Source organism: Maribellus luteus (assembly GCF_003576475.1).
GTDB classification, from domain to species: domain Bacteria; phylum Bacteroidota; class Bacteroidia; order Bacteroidales; family Prolixibacteraceae; genus Draconibacterium; species Draconibacterium luteum.
Genome location: NZ_QWGR01000007.1, coordinates 1 through 21,270, shown reverse-complemented (window position 1 = coordinate 21,270; position 21,270 = coordinate 1). Strand labels below are relative to the sequence as shown.

Annotated in this window: 11 protein-coding genes; 4 read left to right on the top strand and 7 right to left on the bottom strand. The window is 45.3% G+C overall.

Annotated features, from left to right (window positions below):
• Position 1 precedes the first annotated feature (1 nt).
• From D1614_RS13165 to D1614_RS13150, 4 genes are all read right to left on the bottom strand, one after another.
• On the bottom strand, positions 2–499 hold the full coding sequence (locus D1614_RS13165) for a cupin domain-containing protein (RefSeq protein ID WP_119438422.1): 498 nt from the start codon (positions 497–499) through the stop codon (positions 2–4).
• Positions 499–876 carry an SRPBCC domain-containing protein gene (locus D1614_RS13160; protein ID WP_119438421.1) on the bottom strand — a complete coding sequence of 126 codons (378 nt, stop codon included), beginning with the start codon at positions 874–876 and terminating at the stop codon, positions 499–501. The genes D1614_RS13165 and D1614_RS13160 overlap by 1 nt, the downstream gene beginning before the upstream one ends.
• A gap of 86 nt (positions 877–962) precedes the next feature.
• On the bottom strand, positions 963–2,954 hold the full coding sequence (locus tag D1614_RS13155) for a DUF3078 domain-containing protein (protein WP_119438420.1): 1,992 nt from the start codon (positions 2,952–2,954) through the stop codon (positions 963–965).
• A 125-nt stretch (positions 2,955–3,079) separates the two neighbouring features.
• A complete protein-coding gene (locus tag D1614_RS13150; RefSeq protein ID WP_119438419.1) occupies positions 3,080–3,538 on the bottom strand; it encodes a CYTH domain-containing protein in 459 nt (152 codons plus the stop codon).
• An 87-nt stretch (positions 3,539–3,625) separates the two neighbouring features.
• Between D1614_RS13150 and D1614_RS13145 the strand changes: the two genes are divergently transcribed.
• Complete coding sequence (locus D1614_RS13145) at positions 3,626–4,180, top strand: HDIG domain-containing metalloprotein (protein WP_119438418.1); 555 nt, start codon at positions 3,626–3,628, stop codon at positions 4,178–4,180.
• A 160-nt stretch (positions 4,181–4,340) separates the two neighbouring features.
• Positions 4,341–5,498: a hypothetical protein gene (locus D1614_RS13140; RefSeq protein WP_119438417.1), complete on the top strand. Its 1,158-nt coding sequence runs from the start codon at positions 4,341–4,343 to the stop codon at positions 5,496–5,498.
• Between the two features lie 60 nt (positions 5,499–5,558).
• Here D1614_RS13140 and D1614_RS13135 read toward each other — a convergent pair whose 3' ends face one another.
• The 3 genes from D1614_RS13135 to D1614_RS13125 all read right to left on the bottom strand — a co-directional run bounded on the left by D1614_RS13135 (position 5,559) and on the right by D1614_RS13125 (position 9,912).
• Complete coding sequence (locus D1614_RS13135) at positions 5,559–7,055, bottom strand: TolB family protein (RefSeq protein ID WP_119438646.1); 1,497 nt, start codon at positions 7,053–7,055, stop codon at positions 5,559–5,561.
• Between the two features lie 11 nt (positions 7,056–7,066).
• On the bottom strand, positions 7,067–8,059 hold the full coding sequence (locus tag D1614_RS13130) for a GntR family transcriptional regulator (protein WP_119438416.1): 993 nt from the start codon (positions 8,057–8,059) through the stop codon (positions 7,067–7,069).
• A 71-nt stretch (positions 8,060–8,130) separates the two neighbouring features.
• A complete protein-coding gene (locus tag D1614_RS13125) occupies positions 8,131–9,912 on the bottom strand; it encodes an L-fucose isomerase (protein WP_119438415.1) in 1,782 nt (593 codons plus the stop codon).
• A gap of 327 nt (positions 9,913–10,239) precedes the next feature.
• On the opposite strand from D1614_RS13125, the gene D1614_RS13120 reads away from it, so the two are divergent.
• A complete protein-coding gene (locus D1614_RS13120) occupies positions 10,240–12,900 on the top strand; it encodes a DUF5686 and carboxypeptidase regulatory-like domain-containing protein (RefSeq protein WP_119438414.1) in 2,661 nt (886 codons plus the stop codon).
• 5,842 nt (positions 12,901–18,742) lie between these two features.
• The gene (gene nhaC / locus D1614_RS13105) at positions 18,743–20,206 is read left to right on the top strand and encodes a Na+/H+ antiporter NhaC (protein WP_119438411.1); all 1,464 of its coding nucleotides are present in this window, start codon (positions 18,743–18,745) and stop codon (positions 20,204–20,206) included.
• Positions 20,207–21,270: the final 1,064 nt, after the last annotated feature.

Here is a 21,270-nt window from a genome sequence, read left to right as displayed (position 1 = left end):
GCTAGCATTTTATTAGCGAAGCAATGTCGGCTGCCAGCCCAGGGAATTCATCCAGCAGTTTTGCGTCTGCCATTTCAAAATCGTCAAACTGAAAACCGGGAGCTACCGTGCAGCCCACCAATGCAAAACCGCTCCTATCGGTTAAGCGTGCAGCAAACCATGTATTTTTAGGAACAACTGCCTGAAAAGCATCTTTCTCACCCACCCCAAGTACAAAACACCTGAGGGTTCCCTTATCGATCCACAAAACTTCGATCGCCGAAGTTCCGGTGTAATAATGCCAAACTTCGTCCGACTTTATCCGGTGGAAAGCAGAGAAATCGTCCCCTTCCAACAGATAATAAATGGAAGTACAGACATTCCGCTCGCCACTTTGCCGGAAACAGGCCGCATCCGGCAGCATTTGCTCTTCAGACCGGTACACCTCCTTAAACCAGCCGCCTTCCGGATGTCGCGCCAAATCTAACTTTTCAATCCAATGTTGCGGGGAATAGTGCATCAGATAAACAGTTCGTTCAGTGCACCAAAATAGTCTTCGTCCCAGCCATCCGAAATGTTTTCATAGGCATCGTCCGGAATGTTGGTGTGGATCAGCTCAACACTTGTTCCTTTTTTATGGGGATGAAGTTTTATGGTAACAATCGACTCCTTTTCATCGTCGCCAAAAAACCATTGCTGAACGATCTTTTTGTTCTCCTCAAACTCCAGGTTGACTCCGCTTATGCTTCCGTTCCACAACGAAAATTCGGTATTTGGCTCGGTTTGCATAAGCACCTCTTCGCCGGTCCAGATTTCAAGCATTCGCTGGTTGGTAAGTGCATTGTAAACATCCTTTGGATCGGCATGCAGGGTATAATATCTTTTTAAATCTTTCATTTATTAAATACTTTTATTCAAAAGTAGTTTTTCCGTTCAAAGCCTGAAGAACAAATCTCAGAAAAATAACCTGCCATCTGCACAGGCTATCTGATTCTCCGGGTTTTCATTACTTTTTTGTTGATCTTGTAGTTAAATCCGATGGTAATGAATTCTTCCAGCTGAAGTTTTGCCTCGTGACCAACCACCTTGCCTGCATCGTCCTTAATCGGGAATAACACATTGTCATCGTAAATCAGATGAAGCATTATTCGCATGTTCATATGGTCCGTAAATTTTACCTGCAACTGGTTTTCCAAATCAATATCGAGGTTGTTAAACGGATCGTTGTAGTTAAAGAACGTTTTGAACTTTGTCATCAAGGTAATATCCTCCGTAATCTTGGTATTCATCTTCAGGTCGGCGTTCAAACCGATTTCCCAGAAAGCCCTTTTATCGGCATCAATACCAAATTTTGTCTGATCGATCAATGCTGTATCCTTTACAAACACATTCTTGAGTGATAAAGGAGAAAGCAACATCGAAAACCGATTGTTGGGTTTGTAGTCCATACCCACTTTGAATACGGTTTTGGATGGCCCCAAAAAGGCAGAAATAGGCGTTGGATTATTGGCTTTCGGATATTTATACCCTCTGAAAAACTGGGTATTAAAGTTTAACTCAGTACTGTAGAACCACTTTTTGTAGGCACTTAAACCAAAGCGCGAGGTAAATTCAAATTTATCGTCGTTTTTACGCACTTCTTCGCCACCGCCGGGTTTCATCCAGCCGTTGCGAATCTCGGCCGAGTTTTCCCATTTCTTTTTCCCGTTGGCGCTGTTGTAGTTGGCAAAGCCTTTTAATACCAACAATATAGAGAGTGCACTTTGTCCCCCTTTTTTCCAGTTTTCGAAATAGGTTTGCGTAAATCCTGCATTGCCATCACCACCAATCACCCAAGGGGTTTCCAGTTCGTAACTTTTCCCCAGTTTAGAGAATTTTGAATGATCGGTTTTCAAGGTTTCAAAATCAAATCCCTTGGTCTGACGGGTCGAGAAACGGCTAAAAGTCACCCCGTCATTAAGCAGAAACTGCATTTCCCGCTTTCCGGTAGACTTAATCAGCAACTGGAGCGAGTCTTTCTGTTCGTTTTTCAACCATACCCGGGCAAAACGTTCAATGTTGTTTTGCAACACAATGTCACTCCCCTCTCCATTCAGGTTCTTCATCCGGATCGAGGTTGTGTCGATATAGTCGGCATACGCAGTTAAAACTTCAATTACGGCTCTGATGCTGTCGTTAACCATCGCAATTTCGCGGTTGTTGTACTCGTTCAGCACCTCGTAATTATTCAGGGTTACTTCGTCTTTATAGCGCTTTATCCTAAACCGAAGTTGTTCTTCAAACACCAGTTTTCTGAAATCGGCCACCCGTTTGTTTACAAACTCATTGGTAACTGAATCGTTGTAGGCCAGACGTTTATTTTCAACATATACATTGCGAAGGCTATCAATTGCCACCAGCTTTTTGAATTGTTCGGGCGAGTTTAGCACCGAATCCGGGATCACTTCGGGAATGATCAGTTCTTCTGGAAACGAATAAACTGAATCGGCAAAAAGATCCAGTCCTTTTCCTTCCGGAACTACCGGGGCCAAGCGCCTGGCATCGTCAATCACCCGCTCGGGAACCGAAATCGGATTTTTTTCGACTTCGCTTTTGAAATCGGAGGCTATTTTTTCAACATTCTGCTGAACGAGTGCCGATGAAATATACCCCGGTACCAGCAAACTGTCTTTCACATTCCCGGGCAAACGGTATACATAAATACTGTCGCGTTGTTGTGCCTGATTCAGGTTACTCAGAATCGAGTCAATCGGTTTATCTTCCAGGAAATTTATAAGCCCAGAAATGTTTGAATGCACATCTGGCTGAGTTAAATGCCAGTTATTATCTTCCAAAAAATAATTGCGAAGAATACGGATCCCGTTCTCCAATACTTTTTCATCTTCACTTTTTACATTCTCCTGCGCAAACGAGTATTGAAACAGAAATACGCCAAAGAGAACAATGAATATTGATTTCTTTTTGAAATGGAACATTGACTTGTTTTTTAGCTTTTAGTTGGAAACGTAAAATTAGTATTTATGTTATTCAGGAGCATAAATATTCAGTTTTACTATCAACAATTAACTATTAATAAATTATTTAACGCTGCAACACAATTTCACCAGGCCGAATAAGGCGTTTGAGACATGTACGAATTGTAATACCGCAAATCCTGTGTCACTTCTTCCCCAACCCATCCTGGCAATTGTACCTGTTCATTTTCATGTTGCAACTCAATCTCGGCCAGAAGCAATCCCTCATTTTCACCTTCAAAAACATCTATCTCCCACCATTTTCCGAAATGAAGTTCTTTGTAGCGGGTTTTCTCAATCGGATAATTCAAACACATTTTTAACAATGCAAGCGCATCATTCACAGGAATTTCATACTCAAACTCGGTTCGTGTGATTCCCTGCATTTTTCCTTTAATGGTCAGAAATGCCTTGTCGCCCTTTGTGCGCACCCGCACCACTCTTTCCTTGTCGGTCGACAGATATCCCTGTCGTATTTTCTCGCCGGCAACCGATGGCTTCCACTTGTTATTATCTACCAGAAACTTGCGTTCAATTTCCAACATATTCAACAGATTAAATAATACTACAGCCGAAGCAAATCGCTGTCCGGCAAAATTATTATTTTTATGATGCCGTAAAAAATATCATTTATGATTTCAAGAGAAGAAGCCATTCAGTTACTCGAAGACTGCATTAAATCGGAGAACATGCGCAAACACTGCCTCGCATCAGAAGCTGTATTGCGGGCAGTGGCCCGACGTTTGGGCCGGAACGAAGAAGAATGGGGACTGGCCGGACTGTTACACGATATTGACGTGGAAATCACCAACGCCGATCCGTTTACTCACGGTCCGTATGCCGAAAAACTACTGAAAGGCAAGGTTAGCGACGAAATGCTGGATGCCATTGTGATGCACAATGAAGTTGCCACCGGCAAAGAACGAACCACCGAGTTTCAGCATGCCTTGGCGGCCGGTGAAACAATTACCGGATTAATTACGGCCACAACCCTGGTTTATCCTGATAAAAAGCTGGCCAGCGTGCAAGCCAAATCAGTTACCAAACGCATGAAACAAAAGGCTTTTGCAGCATCGGTTAAACGCGAAAACATTCTGGAATGCGAACAAATCGGAATCCCGATTCATGAATTTGCAGAGCTATCCGTCAATGCCATGCGCGATGTAAGCGACAACCTCGGTCTTTGAACCGCTTGCGAATCAATTTTTATCTGTTCATCCATTCCTCTCCACTCACATCCTTGACATAATCATGCAATTTATCCTTTTGGAAATTACCGGCTGAGTGTTGTAAAATCAACATGTGTTTTTACTTTTGTACACATCAACACCCGATAAAAACCAGAGCATGAAAACGAACATCCTGTTAAGCCTCAGCTTTCTCATCCTGTTTCCCGTCTTTGCATTTGCACAGAACGACATCCGGCAGCAAATTATTGGTTATACCGATTCTACCGAAATAATAATCCGAAACGGAAGAAAAATGGTCGTCGATAAAACCATTCACGGAGACAGCCAGGGAGCCACCGAAACCATCAATTTTCTGAAAAACAATGTCAACAAAGATTATGTGATTTTTTACCCGGTAGAGGAATTATTATTAGCACTTGCCAACAGCAACTTCGAGCAATTTCTTTTTGCGGCTGCCCATTTTGATGATCTTCTGGAAGGAAAAACCAACTACATCCAGGTAGAAAACATTACGGGGCAGTTACAAATGTTTCTGGGGCAGGAATTAACACTGATAAAAAAAGACCTGGAGCGTACCAACCTCCCGGCGGCTGACAAAGAACTTATCGAACTTTACATCCGCTACTTCGAAGGCGAGGACATTTACAAGATTAACCGTTCAATTCTTGCCTATCGCAAATCTTATCCCGACACAAAGTACGGTTCATTTCTGGAACTTATCCAGGGCTATGTGGCACCTTATGCCATGAATTTTTGCCTCGGTTACGGACATGAGTTTTTGAGCGGAAACATCAGCCAAAACTTCACCTCACATTTTCAAAGTATGAATTTTGAGCTGGAATGGTTTTTTAACCAGCTTTACATTTCCCTGTTTTTCCAGGGCAGTGTGGGGCTAGTGCGTTCAAAGGTTGACATGCCGGTTAAAAAGCACGACCTTATTCACACACCCGACGACAATGTATTCAGCATAAAATACGGGCTAAAGCTTGGTAAAGCATGGGTTACAACGCGCCACATTAATTTTTTCTCGTATGTTTCGCTGGGTAATTATCAAATGAAATCCGACAAATCGAACTTTGATATTCCGGATGACGAAACAGCCAACCTGAAACTTACCAGTGTTTTTAGTCCGGGAATTGGCACTGCCTGCGATATTAACCTGAAACGCTTTAAGAGCAAATTCAGCGGCGAAAATGTTGGAAAGTGGTTTATCCGTCCCAATATTTCGTACGACTTCTTTTTAACCGGAAAGGAAAAAGCCAAAGGCGGAAGTTTGTTTGCCGGCATCACCATGGGCATCGGAATTGGGAATTAAGCACTTCATACGGACGCAAAACGCTGCATCGCTAAAAGCTCTCTCTGAAAAACATTTGGTTTAATAAGTATAGGAAACAAAAGCCACCTTTTTTGAATCGGGACTCCACGAAGGCACATTCAGCGTTCCCTGTCCGCCGTATAAAAAGGCCATGCTTTTTATCTCTCCACCAGAAGCAGGCATTACACGCAGCATCACCCGCTGATTATGCGGATGTGAACCTGCCGGGACTTCTTTGAGATAGGAAATCATGATGAGTTGTTTTCCATCCGGAGACGGGTGTGCAAACCAATTCTGAAAGTCATCAAAAGTCACTTGTTCCTGGTCTGTCCCATCAGGCTTCATTCTCCATATCTGCATCATTCCGGTGCGTACAGAATTGAAATAAATAAACTTCCCGTCCGGCGAGTATTCCGGGCCGTCATCAAGGCCTTCAGCGTTTGTCAGACGAATTTCCTCCCCTCCTTCCGATGGAATTTTATACACATCGTAGTTTCCGTTTCTTTCGGCACAATACGTCAGCCATTTGCCATCGGGCGACCAGCCGTGCCAGTACGAGGGGCCTTTGGCTGTTATTCGTTTGGGGATACCTCCCTCAAGCGGAACCGTGAAAATGATGGAATGACTGTTGCCATTTTCCTGCACGTGGTTGCTAATGGCCAGCGTTTTCCCGTCGAATGAAATTCCGTGATCGTTGTTGTTCGACTGCGCAAAACCGGTGTTGATCTCCACCGGAGTTTTTTTATCCAAATCGAAACGGAACAACTTTCCGCCCGAATTATAGACCAAGAATTTCCCGTCGCGCGACCAGTTGGGAGCTTCAATGTGTGCATCGGTTTCGTAGACGATGGTTCTTTGTCCCGTTTCAACATCGAGCACCTCCAGTCGGCTCGGCGATGGTGTCCGGTATCCGTCAACACCTGCAGCCGCCGGAATCTCGAGGCGAACGTTGCTAAACCGAGCTGTTTCAATCACATCTTCGTCGTGCGAACAAATAAATAATCCGGCCAGCACTTCTTCTCCCAGCTCCAACTCTTTTTGTGCAACGGTTATCAAGGCCTGTCTGTCTTTAGAAATCCGGACAATGTAGCTATTTCCTTTTCTTTCAAGCTGAATAAACCCAGGTGCTGAAACATCCGATTTTACTTCCTGCGTATTTTCACCGTCCTTTTCACGAAACTGCATCCCGGTAAGCCCGTCGCCATGTACACAAGCATCCGCATATGCAGAACCGGCCCCGGAACCGGAACGCGCCATTATCCCCATCTTCCGGTGGGCATTTACGCCCTCGCCAACAAACTCAACATTGGCAGAAAGGATAAAATCACCTTTGATTTTGGTACATTCAAACCAGCATTCGTCGCGGTCAAACCACATGTTGGCTCCGGCTCCTTTCAGGGTAAACACCTGGCTCTGCACGTCAAAATCAGTGCTTCCTGTTAATTTTGGATCACCTAGGGAGATGCCGGAAAACCGCTCAAACATACCCTGGCTGTTTGAATCAGGCGAGAATGTTAAGAGGCTCATCGTAAGTAGAAAAGTGTAGAGTTTCTTCATCATTTTAAGGTTCAAAGAGAATCCCTTAAAATTAACGAAGTTGATAAGACTTTTCCAACTTTGTGTTTATGTTGTACAAACGTTGCCACCTCTTGTCCCATTTCTTCAAAATTGGTGGAGATAACCGTAATTCCGCCGCCCACAATCTGTTTCATGGGCGTATCGTTGTACGAGATGATGCCCACCTGTTTTCCCAGCTCCAGTTGGTTGGCACGGCACGATTTAATCACTTCCACCAAATCAGCATCGCGGATGACAAAATAAGCCTGGCCACTTTCTAGCTGCGAAGGATTGAACCTGCTGACACGCGAAAATTGAATGGAATGTTTTTTACAAAACGACTGAATGGCCGGAACCACCTCTACCGGATGTGGCGTATCTTTTTCGGAATAAATCAAAACCAGCTCCTTGTATTTGCTAAGTCGCCCGACACCTTCTTCCAGGCATTTCACTACCGACTCACCAAAATCCTGTAACAGGTAATTTACCTTGTCGTTATCAGGTTTTCCCATGTCGAGCAGCAAAAGTTTATTGGCATCAATTTTATGCAAAATGGGATCCATCGACTGGTGATCGATGTTCATAACCACATACATACTGTAACGCCCCAAGCTGCTTTCGATCAGTTGCGCAAATACATCGCGGTTGTAATGATGAAAAAGCAAATCGACGGAATACGATTCCGGAAGATTTTGACGCAATGCCTGGTAAAGCTGTTCTTTGAAGGCACTGAAATCATCGAGTAGCACAAAAACCCGGTACGATTCGTTGGCCACAAAATAACCTTTCGTTGGCGCCGACTCAACAATGCTGCGCTGCTTTAAAATGTTGTAAGCTTTAAATACGGTATCGCGCGAAAAACCACTTTCGCTGCTCAACTGATTCACCGAAGGAAGCGGATCGCCCGCCTTTAATTCACCCTTCGCTATTGCCTCTGTAATGGAATGAACCAATTGTTGCAACTTGGTTTGCCCTGCCGCTATTTGTGTCGATTGCAATTTCATGAAAGGTTCTGACTTGTTTTTAGAAAAAAGATGGCAGCATTTTTTGCCACCATCTTTTATTCATCCAATGTTTATTTATAGATCGGACCAAAATTAGCACATGCGCGGTAATCTGATCCTTCTTTGTCTTCACCAAAGGCATTCCAGGCACTCGGACGGAAGATCTGATCTTCCTCTACGTTGTGCATACAAACCGGAATCCGTAAAATAGAAGCCAGCGTAATCAGATCGGCACCAATGTGTCCGTAACTGATCGCACCGTGGTTAGCTCCCCAGTTGGCCATCACTGAATATACATCTTTGAAAGCCCCTTTCCCTGTAATTTTCGGAGCGAACCAGGTAGTCGGCCAGGTTGGATTGGTACGTTCATCAAGAATCGCATGAACATCATTGTCCAAATCAACTGTATATCCTTCCGCAATCTGTAACACAGGCCCCTGCCCTTTTACCAGGTTTACACGGCTCATGGTAACAGGCATTTGACCATTTGTTTTGAATTGACTGGAAAAACCGCCGCCACGGAAATAGCCCTTATCTCCCGGACAGAATTTTGTATTTTCCAAACATGCTTTTACATCTGCATCCGAAATTTCCCAGAACGGTTTCATTACTGAATTTCCATCGGCATCTTTTTGCTGGCCGGTAGCATCCATGGTAGTTGAGCCCGAGTTGATCAGGTGAATAATACCATTTTGGGCAATACCTGTTAACTCTTTGCCGGTTACGCGTTTCACTGCATCGGGGCTCCAGTAGGTACGAACATCCGAGAAAATCTGCGCGGTATTGGTCAGCAGGTGTCCGAACAACATCGGAACAGCATTTAAACTATCGTTTTCGGTAGCAAATACGAAAGCCTCACGAATTCCGTTCCAGTCAAAAGAAGTATTCAGGATTGTTTCCGAGAAATCACCGTTCGGGTAATAATCGGTCCACTGACGTTGCCCCTGGAAACCACCTGCAATGGCGTTATGTCCGTGCGATTCTTCGCCAAAACCGGCTTCCTTCAGTTTGGGGTTACCAATCATCAGATCGCGCATGATCAGGGTCATCTTCACCACCACTTCCCATTCCCAGTCTTTGCGGGCACGGTCCGATTGTGCTTCCGGTGCGTTGTAATCATCACCTTCCGTAATATTTTCGTTGGTCCAGGCCATTGCCTTTTCAAACTCCGCCTGGTCGTAAATACCTTCGTCCAAACGACGTTTTACTTCCACCATGTCCACAAACTCGGTACGCATTCCCAGATAATCCTGGAAGAAATCGGCGTTTACCATCGAACCGGCAATCCCCATCGAAGTATATCCCAGCGACAGGTATGATTTTCCTTTCATTTGTGCAGCCGCCAACGCAGCTTTTACAAAGCGGAGGAGTTTTTCACGCACATCTTCCGGGATGGTTTCATCGCCCGAATCCTGCACATCGCGGCCATAAATGCCAAAAGTCGGAAAGCCTTTTTGCGTATAACCAGCCAATGCTGCTGCCAGGTAAACCGCACCCGGTCTTTCAGTTCCGTTAAAGCCCCAAACTGCTTTCGGGATCAGCGGAGTCGCATCCATTACTTCGGTTCCGTAACACCAGCAGGGTGTAACAGTCAGCGATACTCCAACCCCTTCGCGTTCAAACTTGTCGGCACACAAAGCCGCTTCTGCCACGCCGCCAATGGTAGTGTCAGCAATTACGCACTCTACTTTTTCACCCCCCGGAAAACGAAGGTTTTCTTCAATCAGCCGGGCTGCATTTTTAGCCATGTTCATGGTTTGAACTTCAAGCGACTCGCGTACGCCTCTTTCGCGCCCGTCAATTACCGGACGAATCCCCACTTTGGGAAGTCTTCCTATTAATCTGTTTGCCATTTTTGATTATTTATTGATTCAAAATTTCCTTGTTGACAGGCCTGTTATGCTGTCCTGTACTGTGCTGCAATTTATCAATTAAAACAGACAGAAAAAATAGTTTTTACAACATGTTTTGTCTTTAATTATCGTAAAAGATTAAAATAATAACCACACTACATTCAACAAAACCTTTTAGAGAAAATTAGCAGTGTTTGTAGTAGAATCAGGCGCCCAACCGTTATAGTAGTGTGTAAGTAAATCCTATAAAATCTTAAGGAAACATAAAATACTCTGACGCTTATCGTAAATTTGTTTACTTGTAAGCCGAAAACAAAAAACAGAACTATGAAACCCGGAAACCTTACTTATTCTTTTGATTGGATTTTTCTGAAAACCCTTCTTATCTTCCTTTTTGCTATGATCTTTGGGGCTGCAAAAGCACAGGTCATTTACGGAAAAATAAGCGACGAAAACGATAAGCCCGTTCCCTATGCCACCATTTTTATCAGTGAAACCAAAGAAGGCACTACCTCCAACATCGATGGAAATTTTCACCTGCAACTCCCCAAAGGAACGTATCATTTTACCGTTCGTTCGATGGGCTATCTTCAGCAAAACAAACAGATCACGCTGGATCGCGACAGCCTCTACCTCCCCATTACCATGCACGTTCAAAAATTTGAATTAAAGGAAGTCAAGATCTTTCCCGGGAAAGAAGACCCGGCGTATCTAATCATGCGAAAAGCCATTGCCAAAGCCCCCTATTTCCGCGACCGTATCAAACACTACACGGCCGACCTTTACATAAAAAGTAATTTTGAGTTTCAGAATATTCCGAAGATCATCAAGCAACAGGAAATGGATGATGGCCGGAAATTCAAGGATTATTTCAAGGAGAATGTGACCTACGTAATTGAATCGCACAACAAAATAACCTATGATTATCCGAATTCCTACAAGCAGCAGGTAATCAGCAAACGTACTTCGCTGACAGGCATCGACGAACCTCCGGTAATGGGACTAATGACCGAAAGCTTTTACCAGGAACGCCCGGCTGAAGTGATCTCGCCGCTTGCTCCCATGGCCTTGCGCCATTACGAATTTCAGTACGAAGGATTTATTACCGTGGGTGATTTTGATGTTTTCAAAATAAAAGTGACACCAAAACGCAAAAGCGACGAGTTGGTGGATGGTTACATTTACATCGTTGATCAGCTTTGGTGCATCTACAACATCGACTTTAGCTCTACCATAAAGTTTGTGGAATACCGCATTAAGCAGCAATTTGAAAACCTGGGGAACGAAAACTGGCTCCCGGTAACCCACCATCTGACCGGAAACTTTGGCGCACTCGGCATGCGGGGAAATTTCTACTACGGTGCTTCGGTAAAATACGATTCGATTGTTGACAATTACACCTCGGGTGTTTTGCCTGAAGTGGCAGAAATTGATACCGCCAAAATAGAAACGGTAGTTGAAAAAGAGGAAAACGAAGACATAAAAAAAATGCAGCAGGAGGTAGAAAGCATCACGCAAAAAGAGCACATGAGCAATGCCGATGTGCGCAAAGTAGCGCGTTTAAACCGGCAGATCACCAAAGAACAATTCAAGGAAATGGAAACCACCAACTATTTTCAGAGTTACGACATTGAGGACAAGAAAACCACTGCAAGCCGCGAAGAAGCCTGGGATTCGATCCGCACCATTCCTTTAACGCCTGCCGAGGTACAGAGCTACCAGATGGCCGATTCTATTCAGGCCCTGCACAACATGAGCCGGGATACTTCTGCTGTAGGTTCCAAAGCCAAAAACAAGTTTGTGAAAACACTTCTGGCCGGTAGTTTCGATTTAAGCTCTGACTCCCTGATACGCCTGCGATACCGCGGCTTACTCGATCCCAACAACTTCGATTACAACGCTGTTGACGGGTACAAATTCATGCAATACATGCGCCTGAGGTACAACCCTGATACGGCAAAGTTCCTGAACTTTGAAGGCCAATTGGGATACGCTTTTAACCGAAAAACCTTGTTTGGAAACTTCAATACCAGCTTCATCAATGTGTTTGGTAAAATGAATCGCGTCGATTTGTCAATTGGAAAAGAAAGCCGCGATTTCAAAGGAACAAATGGAATCACCCCTGTAGTAAACGCGGTGAGTACCTTCTTTTTTGCCGAAAACTACATGCGGCTGTACGAAACATCTTTTGTCTCGATGAATATTAGTCAACGCCTGCAGAAAAACCTGACATTGCGGGCCAATGCGGCCTACAATCATTTTTACCCGCTTAGCAATCATGCCTCCTTTCCTTTGAGTGACAAAAAACACTACGCCCCCAATATTCCCAAAGGTTACGAGGCTGACAGTCCGTATTTGAGCCAACAGCAAAGTTTTTCGTACGCTGCCGGAGCCACCTACCGGAAGCGTATTCGAAAGCCCTGGGCACAACAATCACCTTTTCTGTTTTTGAGTGATTTTTACCGCTTCGACCTGAATTTCCAACAGGGAGTAAAAGATATATTCTCCTCGGTGTCCGATTTTAGCCGGATTGATTTTCGTTTTCAGCACCAGGCAAACCTATCCATCAGTACCGGGATTGACTGGAGTGTGAATGCCGGTTACTTTTTCAATGCCGACCAGTTGCATTTTTCGCAATTCAAGCATTTTAATACATCCAACATTCCGGTTAGCATGAAATCGTTCTCCGGAATGCTGCAATTGATCGACGATTACCAATACAGCACCAACAAAAGCTATGTTAATGCTTCTTTTGAACTGCGTTCTGAATACCTCCTGCTACGTTATTTGTCGCTGGTTAACAGAAAGGCATGGAGCGAAAGCCTGCATTTTAATTACCTGACAACTCCCGCATTGCATAATTACTGGGAACTTGGATACAGTTTGAACAACCTCTTTTTTGTGGGAAATCTGGGAGTTTTTACCGGGTTCGAAGGAGGAGAATTTAAAAGCGTAGGCTTTAAATTCTCTCTCTCCTTAACCGATTAAATGAATGAACCTGAAAAGATTGAAAGCAGATTGATGTAGATTGAATCAATCTGCTTTCAATCTTTTCAATCGAAAACCAGTTAAAAGTAATTTGCCTGTAATTCACGAATATTTTTAAAATACTTAATTCTTCGTTGCATTTAAACCATCGCGGGCTTCCTGGTTTTCAGGATCGAGTTCCAGCGCTTTTTTGTACCAGAAACGCGCTACGTTCATGTTTCCTTCGTCAAAAGCCTTTTTCGCGGCAGTATTGAGTTGAAGCACCCGGTCAGCCGATCTTCCCTGCAAACGCTCCTGAACCATCCGTTCAATTTCTGCCAACTGGTCTTTCGGGTATTGTTCGGTTGGCTTCTGGCTCAGTGCCTGGTTGTACCATCCACGCGCAACGGCCAATTCAGCATCCCGGAAATTGGTGTCGGCCAAGTCGATAAAACGCTGGTATTCGCGGTCGCGCTGACTGGTCATCATTCCGTTTAACAAGCGGTTGATTTCATCGATTCGCTGCTGCGGATAAGCCTCTTCCGGCTTCAGGTCAAGCGCTTTGAAATACCAGGCACGCGACACATTGTACTGTGTATCGTCAAAGAAGGCATCAGCCTTTTGAATCAATTGATCGTACAGGGCATTTACGCCCGATTCTGCCAGAATCTTCTGTTCGTCGATCTCTTCCTGCATCTTGGCAATGTTGGCCCGGCGGCGATCCACATCGGCAGCCGCATTGGCCTCTGCCTGTTTACGCGCTTCGGCCTGTGCCAGCAGTTCATCTATCCTTCTGATCTGCGACTTCGGATATTCTTCCTCAGGTTTTAGACCCAATGCAATTTCGTACTGAACCCTTGCATCGCTGTATTTTTGCGTACGGAAAAATCCATCGGCCACCACAATTATGTTGCGGTACTTTTCATCCTGCGCGCGCTGTTCCACGATCCGGTCAATTTCCACTATCTTATCTTTCGGATAAACCTCTTCCGGTTTCAGGTCAGAAGCTTTCTGGTAATGTTCTTTTGCCGGTGCAAAGCTGTTGGCAGCAAACATCCGGTCACCTTGCTGGATCAGCGTCGCATATTGTTTATCAAGCGCTTCCTGAGCTGCTTTCGCATCGGCCAGTTCTTTCAAAATATTGCCAATCTCGTCGATCCGTTGTTGAGGATAAGCCTCTTCCGGTTTAATATCCAGTGCTGCACGGTATTCTGTTCTTGAGTTATCGTAATTCTTTTCGTTGAACAAGTTATCAGCTTTGGCAATCGCATCGGCGTAGTTTTTATCTTTTTCAGCCTGAATAGCAGCCAGACGGGCAGCTTCGGCTTCGGCGGCTTCTTTTGCCAAACGTTCGCGGGTAGTTACAATCGAATCAATTTTCGCCAGCTGTTCATCCGGATAAGCTTCGTCAGCCTTGGCTTGCTTGGCATCGTTGTAAGCAGCAATCGCGGCTTCCCAACCTTCGTTTTTAAACTCATGGTCGCCTTTTGCCACTGCATCTTCATAGGCTTTCTGTGCCGCTGAAAGTTGCGCCAGAATGTTGCCGATCTCATCGATCCGTTGTTGAGGATAAGCTTCTTCCGGTTTAATATTNCAATGCTGCACGGTATTCTGTTCTTGAGTTATCGTAATTCTTTTCGTTGAACAGGTTATCTGCCTTCGCAATTGCATCGGCATAATTCTTATCCTTCTCTGCCTGAATAGCAGCCAAACGGGCAGCTTCGGCTTCAGCGGCTTCTTTTGCCAAACGTTCGCGGGTTGTTACAATCGAATCAATTTTAGCCAGCTGTTCATCCGGATACGTTTCGTCAGCCTTGGCTTGCTTCGCCTCGTTGTAAGCAGCAATGGCAGCTTCCCAACCTTCGTTTTTGAATTCGCGGTCGCCTTTCGCTACCGCGTCTTCATACGCTTTTTGCGCAGCCGAAAGTTGCGCCAGAATGTTGCCAATCTCATCGATCCGTTGTTGCGGGTAAGCTTCTTCCGGCTTAATATTCAATGCCGCACGGTACTCTGTTCTTGAATTATCGTAGTTCTTCTCGTTGAAAAGGTTATCAGCCCTTGCAATCGCATCGGCATAATTCTTATCCTTTTCAGCCTGGATGGCGGCCAGTCTTGCAGCTTCGGCTTCGGCAGCTTCTTTTGCCAAACGTTCGCGGGTGCTTACAATCGAATCAATTTTTGCCAGCTGTTCATCCGGATACGTTTCGCCGGCCTTGGCTTGCTTCGCCTCGTTGTAAGCAGCAATGGCAGCTTCCCAGCCTTCGTTTTTGAATTCACGGTCGCCTTTCGCCACTGCATCTTCATAGGCTTTTTGAGCCGCTGAAAGTTGCGCCAGAAGGTTGCCGATCTCATCGATCCGTTGTTGAGGATAAGCTTCCTCGGGTTTAATATCCAGTGCTGCACGGTATTCTGTTCTTGAGTTATCGTAATTCTTTTCGTTGAACAGGTTATCTGCCTTCGCAATTGCATCGGCATAATTCTTATCCTTCTCTGCCTGAATAGCAGCCAAACGGGCAGCTTCCGCATCTGCGGCTTCTTTTGCCAAACGCTCGCGGGTAGTTACAATCGAATCAATTTTCGCCAGCTGTTCATCCGGATACGTTTCGTCAGCCTTGGCTTTCTTGGCATCGTTGTAGGCAGCAATCGCAGCGTCCCAACCTTCGTTTTTGAATTCACGGTCGCCTTTCGCCACTGCATCTTCATAGGTTTTTTGAGCCGCTGAAAGTTGCGCAAGAAGGTTACCGATCTCGTCGATCCTTTGTTGAGGATAAGCTTCCTCGGGTTTAATATCCAGTGCTGCACGGTACTCTGTTCTTGAGTTATCGTAATTCTTTTCGTTGAACAGATTATCAGCTTTGGCAATCGCATCCGCATAATTCTTATCCTTTTCAGCCTGAATAGCAGCCAAACGGGCAGCTTCGGCTTCAGCGGCTTCTTTTGCCAAACGTTCGCGGGTGCTTACAATCGAATCAATTTTTGCCAGCTGTTCATCCGGATACGTTTCATCGGCCTTGGCTTGCTTGGCATCGTTGTAAGCAGCAATCGCAGCGTCCCAGCCTTCGTTTTTGAATTCTCGGTCGCCTTTTGCTACCGCATCTTCATAGGCTTTCTGAGCCGCTGAAAGTTGTGCAAGAAGGTTACCGATCTCGTCGATCCTTTGTTGCGGATAGCTTTCCTCGGGCTTAATATTCAATGCCGCACGATATTCAGTTCTTGAGTTATCGTAGTTCTTCTCGTTGAAAAGGTTATCAGCTCTGGCAATCGCATCGGCATAATTCTTATCCTTTTCTGCCTGAATAGCAGCCAAACGGGCAGCTTCCGCTTCAGCGGCTTCTTTTGCCAAACGTTCGCGGGTGCTTACAATCGAATCAATTTTCGCCAGCTGTTCATCCGGATACGTTTCGTCAGCCTTGGCTTGCTTCGCCTCGTTGTAGGCAGCAATGGCAGCTTCCCAACCTTCGTTTTTGAATTCACGGTCGCCTTTCGCCACTGCATCTTCATACGCTTTTTGCGCAGCCGAAAGTTGCGCCAGAAGGTTACCTATCTCGTCGATCCTTTGCTGCGGATAAGTCTCTTCGGGCTTAATATTCAATGCCGCACGATATTCAGTTCTTGAGTTATCGTAGTTCTTTTCATTGAACAAATTATCAGCTTTGGCAATCGCATCGGCGTAGTTCTTATCCTTTTCAGCCTGAATCGCGGCCAATCGAGCGGCTTCGGCATCAGCGGCCTCTTGTGCCAGGCGTTGCTGTTCGGCAACCAAGCCGTCAATTTTGCCGATCATTTCGGGCGGATAAGTTTCTTCGGGTTTTATTTTTCCGGCATCTGCAAAAGCTGTCCGGGCATCCGGATACTGTTTTTGCTGGAACAAGCGGTCGGCCTTAGCCACAGCATTCTGGTAATCGGCATTGGTTTTGGCAATGGCTGCCAAAATAGTTGCAATCTCCGTCAGTTTTTGTTTCGGATAATCTTCCTTCGGTTTTATGCCCAACGCTTCGTTGTATCCATTTCGGGCACTCTCGTAATTTTTCTTGGCAAACTGATCATCAGCCGAAGCCAGCACCTGTGCGTAACGCGCATCTACCTCCATTCCGGCCACAATCTGATTGATTTCGGCAATCCGGTTCCGGGCGTGTTCATTTTTTGCATCCAGTTCCAAGGCCTTTTCATAGAGTGCTTTTGAATCCGGATATTTCTGTTCATCAAACTTTTTATCGGCCTGGGTCAGGTAACTATCAATGCTTTGTTTGGTGTAAAGAATCTGCCGAATCTCTTCCACCCGTTTTTTGGTACGAGGTTCATCGGGAACCAGCGTCAAAGCCTCTTCATAATTCGAGAGCGCGCTTGCATAATCTTCTTTTTTGTAGGCTTTGTCACCTTCTACAATCAGGCGGTCAAAAGTCATTTGATTCAGGATGCCTTGCATGATCTTCCGTGTATCTTCAATCCTGCGGGTGGCTTCCAAATCGCCCGGTTTGTAACCCAGCGCATTTTCAAACTGGGTAAGTGCGCGGTCGTAAAACTGCTTCGAGAACTGACGCTCCCCTTCCATCATGGCATCTTTGTAGTTCTTTTGCTTCTCGGCATCTTTCGCCTGGTTGGCAATCAAGCCGTTTATCTCATTGATCTTGTTTTTTGGGTATTGCTCATTGGGTTTTATCTCCAAAGCCTTTTGGAACAAGCCCAGCGCTTCGTTGTAAAGTAATTCTTTAATCGATTGGTCTCCGTTGGCAATCAACTCCTGGTACTCCTGATCCAGCAGCTGCTGTTTCTGAAGTGTGGTTATTTTCTTGATCTGATCGTTTACGTATTCATCAAACGGCTTGATGGAAAGTGCGCGGCTGTACGAATTTTTTGCATCGGGGTAGTTACGCTGCGAAAAAGCCAGATCGCCTTCCTGTACCAACTTATTGAAACGCTCGAGCATGGCTTTGTCCAGCTCTTCGGCGGCCATAATCAGGCCCAAAAGATCGTTGATTTCATTGATGCGGTCTTTCGGAAACTGTTCCTTCGGAAATATTTTGCTGGCCGCTTTATAACCATCAAGCGCATTCAGAAATTCTTCGTTTGAATATTCTTTTCCGGCCTGCTCCAGCAATTTGTTGTACTCCTGCCGCAACTCAGCCAGTTCGGCACGGGTGAGCTTCGACATGTAATCGGCCCGTTTATCCACAATCTGTGCCTGCAAAACCGCCTGTTCAATCAGCTTTTTTATCTGGGCATCGTTGTAATACAGCTCCTTGACAAAATTATCGACACTCGGACTGTAAAATATTTTCAGAATATTGTTTTCCGAAAAAGAAGCGTCTATTCCGGGAATTTCGGTAAACAAGGTTATATCAACCGGAAAGGGAGGAAAACGCGGATCGGTATCCAAAACATTTTTCGGGACAGCCGTTTCAACCGCTATTTTTTGCGAGAAATGCCCCGCATGTTCAAAAACCAGCTCGTACTTGTGGTTGTATTCCAGCTCCACTTTGTAGTGCCCATCAGCTCCAACTCCGTAATTATCCAAACGCAGGCCGTCGCGGTGCATCTGAATAATGGCACCTTCGGGCGAGCCATCTTCAACCGATATTTTACCTTCAACAGCCAAACCGCTACTTCGCTGAGCAAAAGCGGCGTTCATACTAAAAATCAATACAATAACAGCAAATGTCCGGACGTAAATTCCCCTCATAAAAACGCACTTAATTATAAACAAACGAAAATAAGACTATTTAATTATCCAATCTTAAAAATGCAGGCTGAATTTAAAACAGCAACATCTTTTTATAATTTGCAGGAAACAGTCCGCATTTTTTGACACTTTTAAATTCAAAAGTATTATTTTGCCTTATCCTAAAATTTTCGACATACAATTATGGTCAAAAAAGAAGCAACACTTCTGCTGGCATTGCTGCCAATTCTCATCCTGATTTTTCTGCTTACCCTGAATGTGATTTTATTTGAAGACACGCTGGCCGGCGCCAACCAGATTGCCCTGATGCTTGCTGCTGCAGTGGCCGGTTTGGTAGCCACTAAACTGGGGTACGGATGGGGCGAAATCAGCGCGAAAATTGTTTCAACCATCGGATCTGCCATGCCCTCTATTTTGATTCTTTTACTGATTGGTTCGCTGGCCGGTACCTGGCTGATCAGCGGTGTTGTTCCCGCCATGATTTACTACGGACTTGATCTGATCAGCCCCAAGCTGTTTCTGTTTACGGCCGTTGTGGTAAGCTCGATTGTGAGCGTAGCCACCGGAAGCTCCTGGTCAACGATTGCCACCATTGGTGTGGCACTGTTGGGAATCGGGCAAGCCATTGGCATAAACGAAGCGATTGTGGCCGGAGCGATTGTCAGCGGGGCCTATTTTGGTGATAAAATGAGCCCGCTGAGCGATACCACCAACCTGGCACCTGCCATGGCCGGAACGGATCTTTTTACCCACATTCGCTACATGATGTTTACCACTGTTCCCACCCTGATCATTACCCTGATCATTTTTCTGGTGATCGGATTTCGCTACGATTTTTCAACGGCTGTGGTAGATGTGGAAAATGTAAAAACAGCCATTGCCGGAACTTTCAATACTTCTCCCCTGCTTTTTGCTGTGCCGGTAGTGTTGCTTGGTGTCATCATTTTAAAAGTACCGCCGCTGCCTTCGCTTTTTATCGGAACCTTGCTGGGGGGTATTTTTGCCGTCATTTTTCAGCCGCATATAATCGAAGAAGTGGCCGGACACCTGGAAAATTATGCAACCGCCTCGTATTATTCGGTTATGCAGGCCATGTTTGGCGACATTAGTCTTACCACGCCGGATGAAAACGTAAACGACTTGCTGAGTACATCGGGAATGAGCGGAATGCTCGATACGGTTTGGCTGATCCTGTCGGCCATGATTTTTGGCGGCGTAATGGAATCGGCCGGATTGCTGAAACGAATTACCCAGCCCATTGTAAAATATGCACAAAGTACGGGCAGCCTGGTGGCTTCAACGGTGGGCACCTGTTTGTTTTTCAATACCACTGCCTCCGACCAGTACATTGCCATTGTGGTACCGGGCCGCATGTATCGCAAAACTTTTGAAGAAAAAGGTCTGAAGCCCGAAGTACTGAGCCGTACCCTGGAAGACAGCGGGACCGTAACCTCCGTGCTTATCCCGTGGAATACCTGTGGGGCAACGCAGTCGAGGGTGCTGGGTGTGGACACCTGGGCTTACGCACCCTATGCTTTTTTTAATATCATCAGCCCGTTTATGACCATGTTATTTGCCTACCTGAACATCAAAATCAGAAGGTACGCCGCCGGCGAGAAAAAAGCGCTGGCCGAGGTGGAAGATTAGTTAGAAGTTGCAGTTGGGCATTGGGAAATAGCCACTGGCCCCTGAACTCTCAATCCTTCAACTACAATGCGTGAATGCAAGAATAAGCTGCGAGCCACTAGCTGCGAGCCACTAGCCATTGGCAATTGGATATTGATTATTGGAAATTCAGTCCATCAATCCCTCAGTCCTTCAGTCCTTCAATCCCTGCCTACTGCGACTGAATACTGATCACTTCCCTTCAATCCTTCAACTACAATGCTTGAATGCGAAAATGCTTGAATGCATGAATAAGCTGCGAGCTGCAAGCCACTAGCTACTAGTCGAAAGCTTTTGAGTATTGAATATTGATTATTGAATATTGACTATTGGGAATTCAATTCTTCCTGAAAACTGAGACTGCGACTGATCACTGCACTCTCAATCCCTCAGTCCTTCAGTCCTTCAATCCCTGCCAACTGCGACTGAATACTGATCACTTCTCTTCACAATGCTTGAATGCTAAAATGCTTGAATGCATGAATAAGCTGCAAGCCACTAGCTGCGAGCTGCGAGCCATTGGCAATTGGATATTGATTATTGGAGATTCAGTCCATCAATCCCTCAGTCCATCAATCCCTGCCAACTGCGACTGAATACTGATCACTTCCCTTCAATCCTTCAATCACAATGCTTGAATGCTAAAATGCTTGAATGCATGAATAAGCTGCAAGTCACTAGCTGCGAGCCACTAGCCATTGGCAATTGGATATTGATTATTGGAAATTCAGTCCATCAATCCCTCAGTCCATCAATCCTTCAGCTACAATGCGTGAATGCAAGAATAAGCTGCAAGCCGCTAGCTGCGAGCCACTAGCCATTGGCAATTGGATATTGATTATTGGAAATTCAGTCCATCAATCCTTCAGTCCTTCAACCCCTGCAAACTGCGACTGAACACTGATCACTTCTCTTCAACTACAATGCTTGAATGCTAAAATGCTTTAATGCGAGAATAAGCTGCAAGCCGCAAGCCACTAGCTACTAGTCGAAAGCTTTTGAGTATTGAATATTGATTATTGAATATTGACTATTGGGAATTCAAT